Annotated in this window: 23 protein-coding genes; 7 read left to right on the forward strand and 16 right to left on the reverse strand. The window is 33.4% G+C overall.

Features of this window, described 5'->3' with window-relative positions:
• Positions 1–4 precede the first annotated feature (4 nt).
• From feoB to Q0V67_RS00145, 5 genes are all read right to left on the reverse strand, one after another.
• A complete protein-coding gene (feoB, locus tag Q0V67_RS00125; RefSeq protein WP_297595872.1) occupies positions 5–2,197 on the reverse strand; it encodes a ferrous iron transport protein B in 2,193 nt (730 codons plus the stop codon).
• Positions 2,198–2,207: 10 nt separating this feature from the next.
• Positions 2,208–2,432: a ferrous iron transport protein A gene (locus Q0V67_RS00130; protein WP_297595873.1), complete on the reverse strand. Its 225-nt coding sequence runs from the start codon at positions 2,430–2,432 to the stop codon at positions 2,208–2,210.
• Between the two features lie 91 nt (positions 2,433–2,523).
• Positions 2,524–2,748: a FeoA family protein gene (locus tag Q0V67_RS00135; protein WP_297595875.1), complete on the reverse strand. Its 225-nt coding sequence runs from the start codon at positions 2,746–2,748 to the stop codon at positions 2,524–2,526.
• A 98-nt stretch (positions 2,749–2,846) separates the two neighbouring features.
• Positions 2,847–3,791, reverse strand: a complete 945-nt coding sequence (locus Q0V67_RS00140) for an ATP-binding protein (RefSeq protein WP_297595877.1) — start codon at positions 3,789–3,791, stop codon at positions 2,847–2,849.
• A gap of 2 nt (positions 3,792–3,793) precedes the next feature.
• Positions 3,794–4,567 carry an ATP-binding protein gene (locus Q0V67_RS00145; protein WP_297596043.1) on the reverse strand — a complete coding sequence of 258 codons (774 nt, stop codon included), beginning with the start codon at positions 4,565–4,567 and terminating at the stop codon, positions 3,794–3,796.
• Positions 4,568–4,724: 157 nt separating this feature from the next.
• Between Q0V67_RS00145 and Q0V67_RS00150 the strand changes: the two genes are divergently transcribed.
• Positions 4,725–5,078 (forward strand): hypothetical protein, encoded by a 354-nt coding sequence (locus tag Q0V67_RS00150; RefSeq protein WP_297595878.1) that lies wholly within the window; start codon positions 4,725–4,727, stop codon positions 5,076–5,078.
• Positions 5,079–5,121: 43 nt separating this feature from the next.
• On the opposite strand, the gene hdcA is transcribed toward Q0V67_RS00150, so the two are convergent.
• The 3 genes from hdcA to Q0V67_RS00165 all read right to left on the reverse strand — a co-directional run bounded on the left by hdcA (position 5,122) and on the right by Q0V67_RS00165 (position 7,852).
• Positions 5,122–6,006, reverse strand: a complete 885-nt coding sequence (gene hdcA, locus Q0V67_RS00155) for a histidine decarboxylase, pyruvoyl type (protein WP_297595879.1) — start codon at positions 6,004–6,006, stop codon at positions 5,122–5,124.
• 31 nt (positions 6,007–6,037) lie between these two features.
• Positions 6,038–7,501, reverse strand: a complete 1,464-nt coding sequence (locus Q0V67_RS00160; RefSeq protein ID WP_297595880.1) for a basic amino acid/polyamine antiporter — start codon at positions 7,499–7,501, stop codon at positions 6,038–6,040.
• 93 nt (positions 7,502–7,594) lie between these two features.
• Positions 7,595–7,852 carry a hypothetical protein gene (locus Q0V67_RS00165; protein ID WP_297595881.1) on the reverse strand — a complete coding sequence of 86 codons (258 nt, stop codon included), beginning with the start codon at positions 7,850–7,852 and terminating at the stop codon, positions 7,595–7,597.
• 143 nt (positions 7,853–7,995) lie between these two features.
• On the opposite strand from Q0V67_RS00165, the gene Q0V67_RS00170 reads away from it, so the two are divergent.
• Positions 7,996–8,364, forward strand: coding sequence for a C-GCAxxG-C-C family (seleno)protein (locus Q0V67_RS00170; RefSeq protein ID WP_297595882.1), 369 nt, complete (start codon positions 7,996–7,998; stop codon positions 8,362–8,364).
• A 26-nt stretch (positions 8,365–8,390) separates the two neighbouring features.
• Here Q0V67_RS00170 and Q0V67_RS00175 read toward each other — a convergent pair whose 3' ends face one another.
• Entirely contained in the window at positions 8,391–8,711 is a 321-nt protein-coding gene (locus Q0V67_RS00175) for a hypothetical protein (protein WP_297595884.1), read from the reverse strand.
• Between the two features lie 123 nt (positions 8,712–8,834).
• Between Q0V67_RS00175 and Q0V67_RS00180 the strand changes: the two genes are divergently transcribed.
• Both Q0V67_RS00180 and Q0V67_RS00185 read left to right on the forward strand, forming a co-directional pair.
• A complete protein-coding gene (locus tag Q0V67_RS00180; protein WP_297595885.1) occupies positions 8,835–9,635 on the forward strand; it encodes a transketolase in 801 nt (266 codons plus the stop codon).
• Positions 9,632–10,579, forward strand: a complete 948-nt coding sequence (locus Q0V67_RS00185) for a transketolase family protein (protein WP_297595887.1) — start codon at positions 9,632–9,634, stop codon at positions 10,577–10,579. Before Q0V67_RS00180 ends, Q0V67_RS00185 begins: the two co-directional genes overlap by 4 nt.
• Before the next feature lie 4 nt (positions 10,580–10,583).
• On the opposite strand, the gene Q0V67_RS00190 is transcribed toward Q0V67_RS00185, so the two are convergent.
• Positions 10,584–11,909, reverse strand: coding sequence for a deoxyribodipyrimidine photo-lyase (locus tag Q0V67_RS00190; RefSeq protein ID WP_297595889.1), 1,326 nt, complete (start codon positions 11,907–11,909; stop codon positions 10,584–10,586).
• 18 nt (positions 11,910–11,927) lie between these two features.
• On the reverse strand, positions 11,928–12,326 hold the full coding sequence (locus Q0V67_RS00195; RefSeq protein ID WP_297595891.1) for a thioesterase family protein: 399 nt from the start codon (positions 12,324–12,326) through the stop codon (positions 11,928–11,930).
• Positions 12,327–12,462: 136 nt separating this feature from the next.
• Between Q0V67_RS00195 and Q0V67_RS00200 the strand changes: the two genes are divergently transcribed.
• Positions 12,463–14,115 (forward strand): sensor histidine kinase, encoded by a 1,653-nt coding sequence (locus Q0V67_RS00200; protein ID WP_297595893.1) that lies wholly within the window; start codon positions 12,463–12,465, stop codon positions 14,113–14,115.
• Between the two features lie 11 nt (positions 14,116–14,126).
• Positions 14,127–14,861 (forward strand): LytTR family DNA-binding domain-containing protein, encoded by a 735-nt coding sequence (locus Q0V67_RS00205; RefSeq protein WP_297595895.1) that lies wholly within the window; start codon positions 14,127–14,129, stop codon positions 14,859–14,861.
• Between the two features lie 35 nt (positions 14,862–14,896).
• Here the strand turns inward: Q0V67_RS00205 and Q0V67_RS00210 are convergent, their stop codons facing one another.
• Together Q0V67_RS00210 and Q0V67_RS00215 are read right to left on the reverse strand one after the other, a co-directional pair.
• A complete protein-coding gene (locus tag Q0V67_RS00210) occupies positions 14,897–16,297 on the reverse strand; it encodes a carbon starvation protein A (protein ID WP_297595897.1) in 1,401 nt (466 codons plus the stop codon).
• Between the two features lie 124 nt (positions 16,298–16,421).
• On the reverse strand, positions 16,422–17,159 hold the full coding sequence (locus Q0V67_RS00215) for an EI24 domain-containing protein (RefSeq protein ID WP_297595899.1): 738 nt from the start codon (positions 17,157–17,159) through the stop codon (positions 16,422–16,424).
• 134 nt (positions 17,160–17,293) lie between these two features.
• Here Q0V67_RS00215 and Q0V67_RS00220 point away from each other — a divergent pair, with 134 nt between their 5' ends.
• A complete protein-coding gene (locus Q0V67_RS00220) occupies positions 17,294–17,758 on the forward strand; it encodes a hypothetical protein (RefSeq protein WP_297595900.1) in 465 nt (154 codons plus the stop codon).
• 22 nt (positions 17,759–17,780) lie between these two features.
• Here Q0V67_RS00220 and Q0V67_RS00225 read toward each other — a convergent pair whose 3' ends face one another.
• The 3 genes from Q0V67_RS00225 to Q0V67_RS00235 all read right to left on the reverse strand — a co-directional run bounded on the left by Q0V67_RS00225 (position 17,781) and on the right by Q0V67_RS00235 (position 21,600).
• Complete coding sequence (locus tag Q0V67_RS00225) at positions 17,781–18,407, reverse strand: OmpA family protein (protein WP_297595901.1); 627 nt, start codon at positions 18,405–18,407, stop codon at positions 17,781–17,783.
• 132 nt (positions 18,408–18,539) lie between these two features.
• A complete protein-coding gene (nox, locus tag Q0V67_RS00230; protein WP_297595902.1) occupies positions 18,540–19,874 on the reverse strand; it encodes a H2O-forming NADH oxidase in 1,335 nt (444 codons plus the stop codon).
• A 178-nt stretch (positions 19,875–20,052) separates the two neighbouring features.
• Positions 20,053–21,600, reverse strand: a complete 1,548-nt coding sequence (locus tag Q0V67_RS00235; RefSeq protein ID WP_297595904.1) for a YfcC family protein — start codon at positions 21,598–21,600, stop codon at positions 20,053–20,055.
• Positions 21,601–21,629: the final 29 nt, after the last annotated feature.

Genomic DNA, 21,629 nt, shown 5'->3' on the forward strand with positions numbered 1-21,629 from the left:
AGGGTTAAAAGAATAGTTTACCCACTTGGAATACTAATGTAGAAACTATATACGGCACCACTAAAAGTAGTGTCACTATAAATCCTGTAAATTTATATCCAAATTCCTGTTTAATCGCTCCCAGAGTCACCACACACGGCACTACTAGCAAGATATACACCATAAATGAATAGGCTCTTAAAGGAGCTAGCTCATCTGTCCACAACATCTTCGTTGCTGCCACAACTCCACTTCCCTCTTCCTCTATCTCACTGGCTTCCGGAACTGAGAACAAACCTTTTACATCCAGGCTTACAACAGCAAGAACTGAATCTTTAACAGCCACTCCTAAACTCACAATCTGATCTTTTGTATCTTCAACAAACGTTGTTTGCTCTGTATCCTCTTCCACATCTGCGTTATCCCCAACTAAAACCTGCGCCATAAATCCAACAACTATCTCTTTTGCAGCTAAACTTGGCGGTATTGCAGCAACTGTTTCCCATCTGTCAGCAAATCCTGTCGGTTTTAATACTCCTTGGAAAGTTTTTCCAAATTTTGCCATATATGAATTGGATGTATCTCCATCATTTGGAAAATATGTCAATGCCCATAAAATCATCAGCATTCCCATTATTATAGTAGTAGCTTTTTTCAAATATGAACCAGTTCTTGAAAGCGTCGACTTTAAAATAACTCTTAAACTTGGAACTCTATAAGGTGGAAGTTCTATCAGCAGAGCCTTACCTTCAGCTTTAAACATTTTAAAATTCTTTAAAATCAATCCAGTTAAAATGGCCACAGCTATTCCTAAAACATATAGTGACATAACTACTAATCCCGCTTTAGCTCCGAAAAATGCAGCTGTAAACAGTCCATAAACTGGAAGTCTTGCACCACAAGACATAAACGGTGCCATAGCTGCCGTAAGTCTTCTAGATGAATCGTCCTCTAAAGTTCTTGTCGCATATATTGCTGGTACAGTACAACCAAATCCCAACACCATCGGAACAAAAGCTTTCCCGTTCAGCCCCAATTTTGTCATTATTCTATCCATTAAAAATGCTACTCTAGACATATAGCCACTCTCTTCAAGTATAGCTAAGAAGAAATATAGATACAACATCAGAGGAACAAATACAACGACTCCTCCAACTCCTCCTAAAATTCCATCCATCACAAGTGATGCCAACCATTTCGGAGTATTTTCATCTATTAACATCCCTACATATTTTCCTATATAGTCGTTGACAAAACCATCTATCCAATCTATTAGTGGAGCCGATCCATTGAATACAGTTCCCATCAATCCAATTATTATAAGAAAAAATATTGGTAGCCCTAAATATTTATTCAAGAGAACTCTATCCACTTTGTCCGTAAAATCCAATCTTGATTTGATTGATGTTGTGAATGTCTTAGCTAAAATACCTTTAACGGTTCCATATCTTCCCTCGGCTAAAATTGTTTCAACATCCTCGTCATGATCCTCTTCTAATTGCTTCCCAAGTTCTACAATCTCCTCATCCAAAGAATAGTTGTAATCTGCTTTTAAAATTTCAAGCAGATGTGAATCCTGCTCTATAAGTTTTATTGCTAAAAAGTTAATTCCGAACTTTGCAGATGCTTTAGTTAGAGTCTCATCACAATTTATTTTGCATTTTACAACCTCAATCGCATCCTGAAGACATTTATCGAATAAAAGTGTATATTCCACTTCATTTTTTTTATTTTTGGCAATCTCGATAGCTCTGTCTAAAAGTTCTTGAAGCCCCGTCTTTTTTGTGGCAGATGTCATAACAACATCCATCTCAACCAACTCTTTAAACTCCTTCATATCCAATTTGTAGTTTAATTTTTCAAATTCATCAAAAAAGTTCAGAGCCATGACCATAGGTCTTCCCAGCTCTTTTAAAAGCATAGTAAGGTATAGATTTCTTTCTAAATTTGTAGAATCCACTATATTTATAACCACATCTGGTCTTTCGTTGATTATAAAATCTCTAGTTATCATCTCTTCAAGTGTATATGGACTTAAACTATAAACTCCCGGCAAATCTATACACTGGATTTTTTCACCTCTATATTCAAACTCTGCCTCTTTTTTTTCTACTGTTACTCCTGCCCAGTTTCCAACTTTCAAATTAGACCCTGCTATGGCATTTATTAGTGCTGATTTCCCTACATTTGGGTTTCCTGTAAACGCTATTTTTATCATTGTCTCTCTCCTAATCCTTTTCAACTTCTATATTTTGTGCATCCTGTTTTCTTATCGCTATATTTGTAGATTTAACTATAAATTCCTGTGGATCTCCCAACGGTGCATTCCTTTCAAGCCTTATAGTCTCACCCGCAGTAACTCCCATATCAACGAGTCTTTTTTTTAATTCCCCAATCTTTCCAATCTTTAAAATTCTTGCTGATTCTCCCCTTTTTAAATCTGTAAGTTTCATCCTGTCCTCCCGTTTCCTAAGTTAACGATATATTTCGTAAATCAAAGTTTTGTTCTAAAAACAAATCACAGACTAGCTGTGATTTTTATATTTATACTTTTTCATCTATTATTATTTTATTTGCCAAACCAAAGTTTAAAACATATTTGGTTTCATTTATCTTAACGATATAGTTACTCTGATCATCCCTCAATAAGCATATTTTATTCCCTATACAAAACCCTTTTTCAGTCAATCTATTTTTATCCTTGTCTCTACCTTTTATCTCTTTTATAATGAACTCTTTATTCTGCTCTGCAAAAATTAACGGTGTCATAAAGTAAACCTCCTCATTATAATTTTTATTTTATAATAGGATTATAATCCATCTAAGAATATTTGTCAAGAATAAAACTTTGATTATTAAAGCTTTTTTTATACAAATAGATTTTTTATGCTATTAAGCATCACACTTCTAATATTTGGACTATCTTTAGATAGCTCCTCTATCAACTTTTTCACTTTTAAACGTTTTGAGTTATCACTTGTCTCATATGGACAATCATTGTGAAGTATTGGAAGATTTAATTTTTTTGCATATTTTATAATCTCTTTCTCCTCTACATAAGCCAGCGGTCTTATAACCTTCAACCCATACTCTTCAGAGTCATATGCCGGTTTCATAACCCCCATATTCCCCTGATAGAAAACATTCAACAAAAATGTTTCAACTATATCATCTTTATGATGACCCAAAACTAGCTTATTTATGTTCTGGAGCTTCATCTCTTTATACAAAAGCCCTCTTCTCACTCTAGCGCACATAAAACATGGATTTTTCAACTCCTTGTTTGTCAAAATGCTCTCACCTATACTTGTTTCTATAACTTGAAGCTCTAAGCCCATCTTTTTACAGTATTCTTTTATTTCTCCATAATTACCACCCTCCTCTACAGGGTGAATATGTATTGGAAATATCTCAAAATCTATCTCAGATATTTTTTTAATTCTTATAAGAGCATTCAAAACCGTCAAGCTATCTTTTCCACCAGATATTCCAACAGCCACTCTGTCTCCATCTTCAATCATCTTATAGTCACACATGGCCTTTCCTATCGGACTCCAAAGAGTCTTTTCAAACCCTTTATCCTGTATAAACGTCAGAATCTCTCTTTCATCTATTTGAGACAACGTAACTCTTAACTCTGTCAATTTATATATTTTATCTAAAAGTTTAACTATTTTATGGGATTTATAGTTTATCTCAATAACTATTTCCTCTTTTGTATTTACAACTTTTACCTTATCCTCTAAAACTTCAAAACTGTAGTTTTGAAATATATATCCATTTAAATCCATTATTTTATCTATCTTTAACAAGCTTACTCTCCTTTTTTGTCGCTAGAAACATATCCTAAGACATAATCTAGGTTTATATTTCTCATTGAATTAAATATACTCTGTTTTATCTGTGGGTTCTTTGCCTCCAATGTCGCTAAAAGTTCTTTGATCTCTTTTCGTTTCGAATCAACTTTTCCTGACTCTATTGGACATCCACATGCCATAGCTAAAATCTCATTTTTCTTTGTAAAGTTTATTATATCCTGCTCTTTTATATAGATTAGTGGTCTTATCAACTCTAATTTTCCACTCGTTGAACCAACCTTTGGAATCATTGTTTTTGTCGTTCCAGCATAGAACATATTTATTAGTGTTGTTTCAATCACATCATCAAAATGGTGCCCTAAAGCCAATTTATTGTATCCCAGTTCCTCTACTTTTTTATACAAAACTCCTCTTCTCATCTTGGCACACATAAAACACGGGCTATTTGGATCTGCTTCAAACGCTATCTCCCATACATTCGCATCAAAAATTTCACACGGAATCCCTAACTCTATTAAATTATTTTTAAACTGCTCCAAATCCAATGCTCCAAATCCAGGGTTCATAGAGATAAAAGCCACTTCAAAATTTTTACTTCTATCTTTTTTTAACTCTTGAAAAAGTTTAGCTAAAAGCAGACTATCTTTTCCACCTGAGACTCCAACCACTATTTTGTCCCCATCCTCTATCAAATCAAAATCTTTTATAGCTTTTGTAAACTTTGACCATATTTTTTTTCTGTAGGTTGTTCTTATTGAAGACTCAACCATTTCTTGCTTATTTAAGAATATTTTCTCTTCCACATTCCCTCCAAATATAGTATATATTTTTCGTCAATTATACCACGCTTGTAAAAAAATTAACAAATTATTTTTTTTGTGATACAATGGAATTAGGATAATTTTTATTATACGAGGTGATAATTTTATGAATAATATAGAAACAAAAGTTTTAGAATTTCTTATGAGTGGAATGGTCTACAGTGATGGGGCTATTATGAAAAACCTTGGTCTCAGTGCCGAAGAGTTAGAAAATATCTACACCTCTTTGACCTCTCAAGGATACCTTGAAACTTATGAGGAGTTTTTGAAAAAAAATCCTGACTATGCAAAAGGTGAAGAGGAACAATCTTGTGGTAGTGGTTGCTCATCTGGTGGGTGTTCTAGTGGAGGCTGCTCGTCTGGTGGGTGTTCATCTGGTGGATGCTCATCTCAAGACGATGATATCGACTACTCAAAAATTAAAGTTTTAACTGAAAAAGCATTTACATTTATATACTAAGAAAGGTTGTGCCATTATTTTGGCACAACCTTTTCTATATTCTTTATTTACTTTTTTTTACAATAGGTTTTAACTTTTGCCCAGCTAACCACTCCGATAAAGTGACGTTATTCAACTCTCCAAATCCAGCTTCTGGAACAGCATTTCTTGCTAAAGTTACATATGGCCCACAAGTTAACGAAGTTCCAATCTCACCCGGTTTCATTATTGTATACGCAAATCCAACATAGGTTCTATCGTAAGCTATATGAGAATCCTTACCACACTCCACAACCGACCAAACAATAGCTTTTCTGTGGTCTTCTAAGAAAGCCTTTAAATCCTCTGGTTTATCATTTTTAGTCCAAATTCCGGCATCCTCTATGAATAGACTGGCATTTTTATCTCTATCTTTTGCTATTGAAATAGCTATGAAACACCACACTCCATACCCTTCATTCTCTTTAAATTTTTTATCATCTTTTGGTCTAAATGCCGTAACACCTTTATTGGCACAGATCATATGAGACCCTGGTAGTGGCGGAAATCTTCTTTTAGATTCAGTACCAAACAGCTCTACTCCAGCTTCTAAAAGAGGTTTCGCGTCATAAACTTTTAGCATTGAACCATCATATTGTGGCACCTCTAAAACTGTGGGATTTATGTCTTGAGCTATCGAATCATGCTTTGCTAGATCATACCCCCAAACTTGACCTGCAAGTCCACAAAAAGATGAAGCTGTAAGCATATTTATCTGCCCTACATAAGCGTCATTAACCTCAGCTCTATCATAAGCTACAATCCCATCTATAAGGATATCATCAGTTTTTGGTACCGTTCCAACAGATACCTTCAATACAGAAACATACCCATTTCCAGTTGATCCGGGAGCTCCATATCCATCACAATAATCCTCATAAAAACTAATTGCTGTTTTGTCAATCTTCATTTGTTTCCTCCTTGTTTATCAAATCTATTAACTACCCTAAAAGAGTTTTATAGTTCATCATCAAATAGATAAATCCTAAAATCCCAAGAATAAACAGAATTACCGAAAATATTTTTTCATCCTTTGTAAATTCTGCATTTGTTGGATCAGATTCTTTTCTTGCTCTCATAAAAAATGGAATTCCAACAGCATATATAACAGCCGCTAAAAGCATATAGTTAAGTCCTGCTGCGTAAACTAGCCACAATCCATATATAGTCCCTAAAAGCCCTGTTAAACTAGCTGTTTTTCTGCTTGCAAATATATTGTTTGGATAGTTATCATTTTTCGTAGCTATCTTCCATAGATAAGTTGTACAAACAATATAACAAGGCAATACCATAACCCCTGTTATACTCAACATCAAATTCCACGCATTGTTAGAAAAATAAACAACAATCATGGTAAACTGCATAAAAAGACTCGACACCAACAATGAAAATGATGGTGAGTCATTTTTATTTGATTTTGCAAAAGCTTTTGGAAAAGTTCCTGCCTTTGCAGCTGCATAAGGAAGCTCTGAAAGCATTATAGTCCAAACTAACCAAGAACTTAAAATAGATATAATAACCCCAATATTCATCAACCAATCTCCCCAAGTTCCAACAACATGTGCCAATACTTCTGCTGTAGATGGAGCTGCCATTGTCGATATATCTCCTTGAGAAAGAGTTCCTAGGGGCAACAGAGATAAGAATATGTACATCACAAGACATCCTAAAAATCCTAAAAGGGTCGCTTTTCCAACTTCTGCTTGATCTTTTGCTCTATCTGAAACAACAACCGCACCCTCTATACCTATAAAAACCCAAAGAGTTACAAGCATAGTCCCTTTCACTTGAGACATAACACTTCCTAAAGGTTTATCAGCTAAAGAAACAATCGTTTCAGTTCCCCAAAAGTTTGTAAAAAATACCGATACCTTAAAAACAAATGCCATTATTAAAAGAAATATCACAATTGGAAGTAACTTCCCTATTGTTCCGATTGTATTTAATGATGTCGCTCCTTTAACTCCAGCCATCACAATAAAATATATAATCCAAATTACTATAGATCCTCCAATAACAGAGTTCAAATTATTTCCACCAGTAAAATATCCAGGGAAAAAATAGTTTAAAGAATCCATCAGAAGTACTGCATACCCAATATTAGCAAAACAGTTGGACAACCAATATCCCCAAGCCATTAAAAATCCCGTAAATTTACCAAATCCTAACTCTCCATAGGTATAAATTCCTGTAGTCGCATCTGGCCTCGCTTCGGCAAGAATTCTAAAAGTATTTGCTACAAACCACATTCCAACACCTGTCACAACCCAAGCAATTATAATGGCACCCGGACCTGCTGATTGAGCCATATTTTGTGGAAGATTGAATACCCCACCGCCAATCATAGCGCTAATAACAACTGCTGTCAGAGCTATCAGACCAAGTTTTTTGCTATCGTCTGCCATTTTCAAACCTCCTTTAATTTTTTAGAGTTATTAAATTCCGCTCTACTTCTGATAGCATTGTTATAAAAATAAAACACTTTTCCTTTATTTATTTTAAATTAATTTACTTTCCAACTTTAAAATCCACTTCAATATTTTTGTGTATAACTTGCAATAACCCCAACTGCCCAGTAAAAACAAAATCGAAACAAACAAAATTTCAGATGTGATATTTTTATTTTTTATTGTAACTATCAATCCAAAAATAAAAATAATATAAAATAGTACTGAAAACTTTATTAACACCTCATAAAATAATACACAACCCATTTTCAACAGTAAAACCATCATATAACCTACTTTTTTCAACATCACAAACTCCCCCTTCATGACAGATATATAATCTATTTGTACCCTTTTATTTACAATTTTCCAAATTTATTTTTTATATTGACAAAGATAGTTTGAAGTAATAATATTATATATTAGAGTAATATTCGAACGGAGGTTAAAAAATGAGTAAAAAAACAAACTATATTAAAGGCACATTTAACTGTGCTGAAACAATTATTGATGCTTTCAATAAAAATAATGATGCCCATATTCCAGTTGCTATCGGAAGTGGAATGGGAACTGGTTTAACTGTTGGAAGTGTTTGTGGAGCTGTAAACGCCGCTGTTATGATTATTGGATTCACAAAAGGTAGAGAGTGTTATAGTGATGAAAACCAAGCTAAAGAATTAACTTCTAAGCTTTTAAAAAGTATCAAAGATGAGTACGGCTCTGAAATTTGTATCGACCTGAAAAAAACTGGTGTTAGCTGTAATGATATTATCGAGTTCAGCTATATTAAATTGGAAGAGATTTTAAATATAAAAGGGTAGTTTTAAAACTACCCCCCTGTTTCTATCTATTGTGCTATTTTCTCTTTCAGAGCGTCCACACCTTCATCTATCTTCTCTTTAGCTTTGTCGCCAACCTTTTCTATATCTACCCCTATTTGATCTGTTGTTTTATCCACTGTTTGAGTTACCGATTCATTTGCTGGTGTTTCTGTCGCTGGCTTCTCTGTCATCTGCTCAGCTTTAGCATCCGTCGGAGTTTTATCCGCTGGAACTGGAGCTTCTACTGCTGGTGTTTCAGGAACTGGTTTAGCCTCTTCTTTTTGTCCTGAACAAGCTAAGATAAATACACTCAATGCTAATAATGATAATAGTTTCATTCTCTTCATAGTGTTTCCTCCTTAAAAAAATATTGATATGTATATTGTTGTAAAAAAATTTATCTTTTCCTTTTTTTATTTTAAAAGGATTTTTTTTCATTTTTTGTATTACTTTTGCAAGGAGGTACTTTTATGGACAATATCTATATAAAATTAAGAAAAGAGATTTTAACTACAATCTACAATGCTAAATCTGGTCATCCTGGCGGTTCTCTCTCTGGAGTCGAACTTCTCTACACTCTATATGACAAATTTATCAAATTTGATCCTAAAAATCCAAACTCTGAAAACCGTGACCGAGTAATTATTTCAAAAGGTCATGCCTCACCTTTAGTCTATTCAATTTTATCTGAATTTAATTTTTTTCCTAAAAAAGAGCTACATAATTTTAGAAAATTTGGAGCTCTTCTTCAAGGTCATGTTTCTAAATCGGTTCCTGGAGTGGAACTTTCTACTGGCTCTCTCGGACAAGGTTTAAGCTATTCTTGTGGGGTAGCAATAGGAGGAATTTTAAAAAAATCCGACTTTAAAGTTTTCTGTTATATGGGAGATGGAGAGCTTCAAGAGGGGAGTGTTTGGGAATCTATTATGACTGCTGGAGATAGAAATCTCCACAATCTATGTGCAATAATAGACTCTAATAAAGTTCAAGAGAACGGCTTTGTCAAAGATATAAAAAATATTGAACCTTTGAAAGACAAATTTCAAGCATTCGGTTGGAAGGTTTTAGAAATTGATGGACATAATGTCAAAGATATAAGCTTAGCTTATCAAACCTTTTTAAAAAATAAAGAAAAACCTATCGTTATAATAGCAAACACTATCAAGGGAAAAGGTGTCAGTTTTATGGAGCTAAATAGTTCTTGGCATGGGAAAGCTCCCAATGAAGAGGAATATAATAGGGCAATTGCAGAGTTGGAGGTGGGAGTATGAAAAAGTCTACCCGAGAAGCTTTTGGTGAAACTCTTTTGGAATTAGGCAGATTAAACGATAAAGTTGTTGCACTTTCTGCTGATTTACAAGATTCAACCAAAGCTATATATTTTCAACGAGAGTTTCCCGAAAGATTTTTTAATATAGGGATTGCAGAGCAGGATTTAATTGGTATTTCCGCTGGTCTTTCAAGTGAAGGTTTTATTCCGTTTGCCTCATCTTTTGCATCTTTTATAGCCACAAGACCCTATGATCAAATAAGAATGCTTCTCTGTTACAATGATTTAAATGTTAAAATTGTTGCAACCCACTCCGGTTTAACCGTAGGTGAGGATGGCGGATCTGCACAGTGCTTAGAGGATATAGCGCTCATGATGGTTCTTCCCAATATGAAGGTTTTTCAACCCTGCGATGCCAACGAAACCAAAGCTCTTTTGGAAACACTTATAGAAGATGTCGGTCCAAGTTATATCCGGCTCTCTCGTGCTGATTACCCCATAATTTATGATGAAAACAAAACTTTCACTATCGGAAAAGGAGACGTTCTAGCTGAAGGTAAAGATATCGCTATAATAGCAACTGGACTTATGGTTTCAAAAGCTCTTGAAGTCAGAGAGATTTTAAAAAAAGAGGGGTTCTCTCTTCAAATAGTCAATATGTCTTCAATTAAGCCTATCGATAGAGAACTCATTGTCAAATGTGCTAAAAAAACTAAAGGAGTTATAACAATAGAAGAACATCAAACTATCGGTGGATTGGGTTCTGCCGTTTTAGAAGTTTTATCTTCTGAGTCAATCCCTGTTAAAGTTATCGGTGTAAATGACTCTTTTGGACAATCTGGAAAAGCTGAGGAGCTACTATCTCACTACGGACTGGATACATCTTCTCTCACATATACAATCCGCAAATTTATAAATAAAGTGAAATACGGGAGCGAGGGATAATCCCTCATCTCCCGTATTTTTTTACATATGTTTCCATTTCAAATTTTCTCTCTAGCCCATTTGAGTTCATATATCTAACTTTTCCAAAAATAGCTCTTTCTTTCCAAGCTCTATCATGCTTTCCAAAACACCAAGCCACACCTGTATAAGAACTTGGATCTCTTCCATCATAAAAATATTTATTGTTTAAATCAATCGCTATTTCATATGCCCTTTGTGGTGTTTCACTCCACTCCAATATCTTTTTGCACCAATACATCCTCATATAGCCATCCATGTATCCTGTTTCAACCATCTGACTCTGGCAACTATTCCAATATTTATCGTGTGTATCACAAGCCTCAAGTTTTTCTTGAGAATAGATATAATCTCGTTTATCTAGCAAATGTTTTTTTAACGTTTCATAGGCCCACCCATATGTTATTCCATCCCATTTATCATAATTTTTATTATAATAAACAAAATTTATAGCTAGTTCTCTTCGAATAAGTAATTCCTCTAAAAAACTCTCTTGGCATTCTGTAAATTTAGAACTTTCAATCACTTTCATACATATTTGAAGTGGAGATATATTTCCAAAATGAAGATATGGAGATAGCTTTGAATATTTTTCATTGTCTGGTCCTTTTTCTAAATAAAACTTTAGCTTCAACTCCAAAAAATTTTCAAGTCTTTTCAATGCCTCGTCCTCTCCCCCTATAAATCCTCCATCTAAAACTTCAAAATTTTTAGGCAGATATCTATCCGATCTATTCATTTCATTCAGCTTGTCTTTCAAAGGATATTCCACACTGTATTTTTCCTCCTCTATCCTAACAATATATTTATCTTTAATCCTATTGTACTTATCTCTAAAAGTTTTAGCACTGTACTCCTCTTTCATTGAAACCACTTCAACCGGAACCAAAACATTGCTTTCCACTTCATAAACATCGCACTCTATCTCATTTAAAATTATTTTTTTATTTTCAATTTGAAACTTCAAATAGCTTTTGTCCCACACCACAACCGAAGCTTCTTTTGATATTTTCAATATATTCTCTTTAAAATTACCTTCTAGTAGTATAAATCTTATTTTTTTTCTCTCTAAATTATACTCTACATTTTTTAATCCTTGTAACATAAATTCAAAATGCCTCTTCTGTGCCTGTGGGTAGTTACTCATAAGATTAAATACCACATAAAGAGGTTGCTGTTTCTGGTTTGAAATTCTAATAGCTTCTTCCAGTGCAAAATTATACCTTGTACGCTGAGACTCCTGCATCCAATATAAGATATATTTTCCATTTCCTATTTCATTGCTTTTTATTTTTTTAATTCTTTCCTCCATAAAAGCACCTTCCACGCTCTAATTTATAGTTTCTCTCAATCTATTCAAAAAAACTTCGGAAAATCTTCCTATTTTTTTTAAATTATAGTTGTATGCAAGTATCAATGTACTCCCCTCTAAAATCTTAAATCCCTTTTGATTCAAAACTTCATATTTAAAATTTAAACTTATTTTTTTCATCTCAATATCAACTATACTAATTTTTAAAGTATCTCCTATGAAACCTTCCCCTTTATAGTAGACATGGGCATCTGTTTGAATAACTCCAACACCCTCTCCTGTATCAATCTCCGAAACATCTAAGCTTTTAAACAAATCTATTCTAGCCTGTTGAAACAATAAAAGAGCCCTCTCATTCCCCATATGTCCACCATAATTTATATCTGATACTGTCACCTTATAATCTATAGAATACATCTTTTATCATCTCCTCATATCCATTATATTCTGTATTATAGCATGGGATATATAATTTCAAAATTAATAATCATTCCATGTTTAATTTATTTTTTTTCGTGTTATAATTAAGATTATTTCTTATGAGGTGTTATAGATGTTCGAATTAGCAAGTAAGCTTTTCAATACTTTAGGTTATATTATTGCGATAGCATTTTTTTTCACACGATTTAAAAGTGCTAAAAATATTTTTAGTAGAGAAAAACAAACAAAAAAAGATATTTTTTTATTATCTCTATTTTTTTCTGGATTGGCTATTTTAGGTACATATATTGGAATTGACTATAAGGGAGCTATCGCAAATACCAGAAATATAGGTGTTGTTGTTGGCGGTATGTTAGCCGGACCAGAAGTTGCTATTATTTCCGGAATCATAGCTGGTGTCCATAGAGTTGCATTCACAAGTGTCAGTGCGTTTACGGCTATCCCTTGTGCCATTGCAACTATTTGTGGGGGAGTTATAACCAGCAAACTTTTTAAAAAAGCTACCAAAAGCAACCGCTCACTTTTGGGTTTTATGGGAGGAGTTTTAGTAGAAAATTTAAGTATGTTTTTAATTCTAGTACTCGCAACTGACCGAGCTTTAGCTGTTGATATTGTCAAAAACCTATATCTTCCTATGATTTTTATCAATGGTTTGGGAGTGGCTGTAATCATAATTATAACCGATGAAATTTTGGAGGAGAAGGAGAAGGAGGCTGGAAATCAAGCTAAGTTAGCTCTGGAAATAGCCAACAAAACTCTCCCTTTTTTTAGGAAAGGGGAATCTTTAAATGATGTTTGTAAAATAGTTTTAGATGCTCTTCTTGCTCAAGTTGTTGTGATCACCGATATGGAAAATCTCATTGCCAGTGCGTCGATTTCAAAAGAGTTTGATATATCTCACGGAAAAATCCAAAGTGAGGCAACTAAAAAAGTTTTAAAACAGGGCGAGGTCTTAATTTTAGATAAAGACAGTGAAAAAACTGATTTTAATTACACTCAAAAAGGAATAAAATCATGTATTATAGCCCCACTTTTTCAAGATGAACATGTCTCTGGGACTTTAAAAATATACTTCAACAACGAAGAACATATAACCGCTCGAAAAAAATACTTGGCCATCGGTCTTTCACAACTAATATCCACTCAACTAGAGATAAGCAAAATTGAAAACTTAAAAATAATGGCCAGAGATGCTGAACTAAAAGCTTTACAAAACCAGATAAATCCACACTTTCTTTTCAACGCTTTGCATACCACCGCTTCTTTTGTTAGGTTTAATCCCACAAAAGCTAGAGAGATTATTATCGATCTCTCCACATATTTGAGATACAATCTTGAAAACACTTCAAAAGTTGTCCCTCTTGAAAAAGAATTGGAGCAAGTTAAAGCTTATGTGAATATAGAAAAAGCAAGATTTTATAACAAGTTTGATGTTATTTATAGTATTGATAAGGATTTAACTGGTATCACAATACCCAGTTTAACCATTCAACCTCTTGTGGAAAACAGTATAAAACACGGTATTTTAAAACAACGAGATTCAGGTGTTGTAAAAATAACTATTGAAAAAATCGAAGCTGGTTGTAAAGTATCTATTGAGGATGATGGAATCGGAATTGACCTGGATATCATCGAAAATATAGAAAAAAAAATCGAGAACAATATCGGTTTAAAAAATGTTCATAACAGGCTAAAGCTAATGTATGGTAAAGGTCTTGAAATTAAAAGATTAGAAAAAGGAACACACATTTCATTTGCAATTTAAAAGGAGAATTTATGATTAAATGTTTAATTGTTGAGGATGAATTTCCTGCTAGAGAAGAGTTAAAATATTTTATTAATAACAATAAAAAATTTCAAATTGAAAAAGAGTTTGAAAATCCAATCGACGCTTTAAAATATATCGATAGCCATAAAATTGATGTTATATTTTTAGATATCAATATGCCCGAACTAGACGGGATGAGTTTAGGAAAGATCATTCACAGATTAGATAAAGAGATCAAGTTAGTTTTTATAACTGCATACAGGGATTTCGCAGCGGATGCCTTTGAAATAAAAGCTTTTGATTATATTTTAAAGCCCTATTCTGAAAATAGAATAATTCAAGTTTTGGATAACTTAGTTGCCGATTTTTCTAAAACTACTCCTGAAGTTTTAATCAAAGATAATCTTTTGACAAAAAAAATAACCGTCAATCTAGATTCTAAAATGGTTGTCATATCGATCTCAGATATTTTATATGTTGAAGCCGATGAAAAAGAGACTCGAGTTTTCACTTCAAAATCTACATACTCTTCAAAACTAAAAATTTCTCAATTTGAAACACTTTTAATTGAAAATAGTTTTTTTAGATGTCATCGTTCATATATTGTCAATATTGATCAAGTCGTTGAAGTTGAACCCTGGTTTAATGGAACATATATTATAAAAGTTCTGAAAAAAGATTTTAAAATTCCTGTCAGCAGAAACAAAGTCAAAGAACTTAAAGAAATTTTGGTGATAAAATAGAAGAAGCTCCCAATTCATAGGAGCTTCTTCTGTCTTTATACAGTTTCTTTTACTTTTACTGTTTTTATTTTTTTCAAGAATAATCCTAAAGCCAAAATTGCCGCTACTATTCCTGCAACATATCCTATCGTTTCTGAAAGTCTAAATCCTTCCGGTGCTATCAAAATATATGTTGTCACTACAGCAGTCATGAAAACACCTGGAATTGTTGCTATCCAGTGATTTTTACCCTCATTTGCTAAATATACTGCTCCTGCCCATAACGCTATTGTTGCCAGTGTTTGATTTGACCACGCAAAGTATCTCCAGATTATTGCAAAATCTATAAAGCAAAGTCCTACTCCCACTGCAAACAACGGAAGAGCTATTATAAATCTATTTTTTATTGGTCCTTGTTTGTAGCTTATTGCATCAGCTATTGCCAATCTTGCACTTCTAAACGCAGTATCTCCAGATGTTATAGGACACGCCACAACACCTAAAAGAGCCAATGCTCCTCCAACTTTTCCAAGAATACTATTTGATATTGTATTAACTACAACTCCAGCCGGTCCAGCATTCATTAATCCCTCTGTTCCACCAAAGAATGTCATAGCTGCCGCTGCCCAAACAAGTGCAATAACTCCTTCTGCAATCATTGAACCATAAAATATTCTTCTTCCTTCTCTCTCATTTTTCATACATCTGGCCATCAGTGGTGACTGAGTTGCATGGAATCCTGAAATAGCTCCACAGGCTATTGTTATAAATAGATATGGATAGATTGAGGTCCCTTGTGGATGAAGATTTATCATTGAAATCTCCGGGATATCATAACCTTGTATAATCAGCCCTCCACCTATTCCAATTCCCATTATTATTAAAGACGCCCCAAATATAGGATAAATTTTTCCAATCAGTTTATCTACAGGTAAAACTGTCGCCAACATATAATATGCTATAATTATTCCAACCCATATCAATGTATTTATATTTGTCATACTAGCTAAAATTCCTGCTGGCCCATTTACAAATACAACTCCTACAAGAACTAAAAGTACAACTGAAAATACTCTCATAATCTGTTTAGCTGTATCTCCTAAATAGTGCCCTACTATCTCAGCTATTGTAGCTCCATCGTGTCTAACCGATAACATCCCAGAAAGATAATCATGAGTTGCTCCCGCAAATATACAACCAAAAACTATCCATAAAAATGCTGCTGGTCCCCAAAGAGCCCCAGCTACAGCTCCAAATATAGGCCCCAATCCAGCAATATTTAAAAACTGAATTAAAAATGCCTTTTTCCAATCCAACTCAACATAGTCTACACCATCCGCTAACCTCACAGCTGGTGTCTCTCTTTTCTCATTAATTCCAAAAACTTTCTCAACATATTTTCCATAGATAAAATAACCTAAAACTAAAGCTATTAAAGATCCTATAAAACTTATCATTTTCCCCTCCCTAACCTTTTATTTTTTCATAATATATTATACAATTTTTTCTATGAAAAAATAACTTTTTTAGAATAAAACGATTGTTTTTTAACTTAAAACACCTTTTTTTAAACTTAAACTGTTAATAATCTCGTTTTATTATTTTCAATGTTGAACTTGTTAGTGCAACTATTGCTAAAAGAGGTGCTATAACTATTCCCACCAACGGTATAAAATATATAAATGTAAAAATTCCACCCCCGAAAGTAAAGGCTAATCTGTTTTCTTTCATAAACTCTATGCTCTCTTTCTCACTGTAGTTATGTCTTTCAAGCGTATAGTCAACAAAGTTATATGATATAAAATAACTTTGTATTATGAATATCAAAATCGGAACAACAAAATTTACAATTGGAATAAAACTTAAAAGAATTACAACTACGGTTGCTATTATCTCTTTAAAAAAAGATTTCCCCGCTATTTTAATTCCTCTCAAAACAAATCCTAAGTTCTCTTTAAATGTGAAGCTATATTTGGTCCCGTATAACTCGGTCTCCACTTTTTCTGAAATGTAACTAAAAAATGGTGCCAACAATGTAAGAAGTATCGCTTTAAAGAAAAAGTAGTATATCCCAATCATGATACTTCTGACTATAAAAACTATTATCCATCTAATGATAAAGATGTGCTCCTGTATTTTAAAAATTCCACTTAATTTTTCGAATATCCATCCTCCAAAAAATCCAGAAATCCAATAAAAAAAACTCAGAATAATAACTCCAATAGCTCCACCTAAAAAATATCCCCATGTCAACTTCATCTCTTTTATTAATTTTGACGCTTTGTAGTACTCATCTATTACCAGTTTTAATCTTTTCATATTCTCTCCTTCTTCAGTCTGTTTTCCACTCTATCATATATGACAATATTATTCAAGTTCTTCAAAGTTATTTCCTTTTTTTTAAGATTTTATGTTATAATAAAAATCTAAGCAAATTATTTTAGGAGGAAAAAATGAAAGAGTTATTAAAAGAGATCTCTACTAAATATATTGAAATTTTAAAAAATCAAAGTCCCGAAGATAAGGAAAGTAATATTATCTATGGAAAAATTTTAGATGTACTAAAAGATAAGCCGGATTTAAATTTATTTGCTCTTTTAGATGAGCTAAATAAAGGAAAAACTTTTTATGAGAAAAACAAAGTTAGAAATAGACGGGACAGAATCTCGAATCTCGAGATTTTAATTAAAAATGCGAATACTATGGTTGACAATATTTTGAATGAAGATGAAGAGAGTTTTCACTTTATTGAAAAAAGCTTAAACAGAAGCGATATCTACAGAGATAGAATGGTTATGAATATCCTACTCGATGAGTTTTACTCTCCCGAGTTTCACGAAGTTTATTTCACTATAAAAAATGACCAATGTAAAAAATTCATTTTAGAACTTATTGAAAGACTAAAACAACAACAATAAAAAAAGGCATAACGCCTTTTTTTTATTGTTGGAATATATTTATTTCTACTCTTCTATTTAATGCTTTCCCTTCAGATGTTGCATTTGAAGCCACTGGATTTCTATCTCCATAACCTATACTTGATATTCTACTTGGAGAAACTCCTTGAGCTGATAGGTAATTTGCTACACTTTGAGCTCTTTGTAGAGATAAGTTTAAATTAGAATTTGGATTTCCTGTATTATCTGTATATCCAGAAACTTGAATTTTTGTCTCAGGGTACTTATTCATAATGTTAGCTATTGAGTTTAAAGGTGCATAGAACCCACCGTTAAGAACAGCACTTCCACTTTTGAAAGATGACTCCCCTGGTAATCTTAAGTTTATATTATCTTTATTGTTTGTAACTGTTATGTTTGTGCTTTGTAAAGCTTTTAAAAACTCTTTATACTGAGCATCTTTATACGCTCCCCATCCTAGTCCTGCTAAGGCTCCAATTCCAGCACCTATAAGAGTTCCCTTCGTATCTTTTCCAACTATTTGACCTATTAAAGCACCTGCTGCTGCTCCACCTGCTGTTCCTGATACTTTTTTATTTCCAGCAGCTGTACAAGCCCCTAAAAGTGAAGTTGTCAATAATAACATTGCTATTGTTTTCTTGTTTCTCATTTCGTTCCTCCTATCACAATAATGTCTATATTATCTTACATCTATTGCAACCTGTCAAGAAACTATATTTTTTTCCTCAATTTATATTTCCTCGCTACGTTTTTAAAACTTTTAGTTGCCTATATATACAATCTACTTTGCTCCTAAAGCAGCCATAGTTATATAATTATATGGTTGATTAAAATGTGGTAGAAAAAATATGTCCAGTAATTTTAATTTATCAATAGTCACTTTCTCTTGAATTGCTAGAGAGAACATATGAATCCCCATAGATATATCCTGTTTCGACGCCATCTGTGCCCCTAAAACTCTTCTTGTCTTTTGATCGTAAACTATCTTTAATTTTACGCTTTCATTGTCGTGCTCTATAAATCCTGGCTTTTGAGTATCTGTGAACTCTGTAGCCACAGCGTCATATCCCAACATTTTAGCCTTCTCTAGTGTCAAACCTGTAGAAACCATGTTCAATCCATATATTGAGATTCCATTTGAGCCTTGAACTCCAATACTTTCCAATTTTGTTCCACATACATTGTGAGCTGCTACAATCCCAGAACGTACAGCATTTGTAGCTAAAGCTATATAGTTTGTATCCTCTATCGAGTTATCATAGATTGTTGCACAATCACCGATTGCATAGACATCATCCAAACTAGTCTTTTGTGTTAAATCAACTTTATAAGCACCATTTCTAAATAGTTCCAAGTTTTCTTTTCCAAGCGTATTATTTGGTACAAACCCTACAGCTAATATAACCATATCGGCTTTATAACTCTTCTTATCAGTGATTATCTCTTCTACCTTCCCTGTTCCCTTGATCTCTAAAACTTTTTCTCCAAAATTTACATTTATTCCATTCTCAACTAAAGTTTTTTCCATCATTTTTCTAAACTCAAGATCATAGTATCCTGAAAGACAAGTTTCACTTAAATCTATCAACTCTACATGTTTTCCACATCTTTCAAAAGCTTCAGCTAACTCCACTCCGATATATCCTGCTCCAACTACAACCACATTTTTCAATTCAGGATTTTCTAATTTTGTTATTACGCTCTGTGCATCTTGATACAGTTTTACAAACTGAACATTTTCAAGTTCCTTTCCTGGAATTGGAAGATCTATAGGCAAAGAACCTGTTGACAATATAAGTTTATCATATTTCTCCTCTATAACATTTCCATTTTTATCGATACCATATACTATTTTCTCTTTATAATCAATTTTATTTACTCCAGTTTCCATATGTACTTTAGCACCATTACACTCAAGTTTTTCCTTAGATGAATAAAATAACCCTTCAGGTCCAGATATTTGCTTTCCAATCCATAGCGCCATCCCACAGCCTAAAAAACTTATATTCGAATTCTTGTCAAATACCACTACCTCTTCTTTGGGATAATTTGATAATATTGTATTAATTGCTGCTGTTCCTGCATGATTTGCTCCCACTACTACTATCTTACTCATAATTTTCCTCCTGAAAAAACATTTTTTATATCATATTCAATCAAAGTATACCTTTTCAGTATTATAAAGTCAATATTATTTTTGAATAAATTGTAATCGTTACAAAATTAAAAACTAACCGAATTAAAAAAATAATTAAAAAGTGTGAAAGATCGCTCTTCCACACTTTTCAATCAATCTATATCAAACCTAAATATTGTGAAGCCGATATCAATATACAACCTGTTGCCAGCATCGTTATAAAGATTTTCAACACAAATTTCAAATATCTATCATAGGGAACATTGAATAGTTCTAAAGTTCCCATCGTTGTAGCACTAGGATATATTCCAGACATAAAGTTTATTCCCAAAGTGAATGCAGAAATCAACATTATTTGCCCGCCTGCTGCTCCTATATTTGAGTTCTGGAAGAGTGCCATTGCAACTGCTCCTAATATAGGCATAGTTATTCCTGCAACCCCACTTGTTGATTGTAGGAAACATCCGATTCCAACATATGCTAAAACTGTCGCTACTGAGAATGCCCATGCTGGGATACCCTGTAGTGCCGATTGAATCCAGTAAACAAATGTAACTGACATTCCTACAGTTTTTCCTCCCATCAATACAGATATTCCATTAGCTATCGATAAAACTAAAACTACACCTAAAAGGTCTTTCGCTCCACCAGCAAATTCTTTTACAAATTTATCCTCAGGCATTTTATTGATAAATCCAATCAATATAGATCCTAAGAAGAAAACAAATGAGAATTCACCAAAATACCAATCTCCCAACGGAGTCATATGTTTAGCTCCTAAAAGATCCCCTAAAACTGGAACTTTTGCCAAAAGATATATCGGCGCATTTATTATATCTTGAAAAGTTCTTCCACCTTGCAACTTAAGTTCATACCAAGGCATATAACCTAAAATTAAAAGAACTATTATTCCCATCAATACAACTATTGACCAAAATCTTCTCTTTGTCAATTCTGGCAGTTCTGCCTGCTCATCGGTCATTGTATTTACTTCTATATCTGCAACGATTGATTTTTCTTTGTCTTTTTTTACCCCATTGGCATATTTTACAGTGAAGAATAATCCTACAAAATAAAGGGCAAAAAACATTACAAGTCTAAGAACCATACCACTTCCAAGTGATAACTCTGGGTTTCCTATAGCTCCTATAGCTGCTCCTGTTGAAAACGGATTCACAACACTTGACATATTTCCAGCGGTTGCTCCAACTGTTAAAACTGCTAATCCAGTCATAACGTCATACCCCGCCAACACAAATAGTGGAACTATCACTATTGAAAACGCTGGGATCTCTTCCCAAAACCCAAACACACTTCCAAATATAGCAAAAGCAAACATCAAAATTGCAATCAATGTTGTTCCAGTATATTTTTTCAAAAGAGCTCCAATCCCTGCGTCCATTGCTCCTACAGAGTTTATTAACCCCAAAAATGCTCCTGCCATTAAAATTGCAATACTTACAGCACTCGATTTTTCAAATCCTAATATAGGTGCCATGAACACATCCCAAAGTCCTACCGGTTGCCGTCCTGCTCCTCTTACAACCTCTCCTGCATCATTGAAGACTGCATTATATATAACCTCTTTTATTCCATCGCTACTCACAACTACAGATTGAGGAACAATCCAAGTCAGCGCCGCTGTTATTATTAAAAATATAAATACTATTGTGTATGCACTAAACATTTTTTTTGCTTTTTTCAAACTTCTCACTCTTCCCTTTTACTATTTAT

The sequence above is a fragment of the uncultured Cetobacterium sp. genome, assembly GCF_947072685.1.
In the GTDB taxonomy this organism is placed as follows: Bacteria; Fusobacteriota; Fusobacteriia; order Fusobacteriales; family Fusobacteriaceae; genus Cetobacterium_A.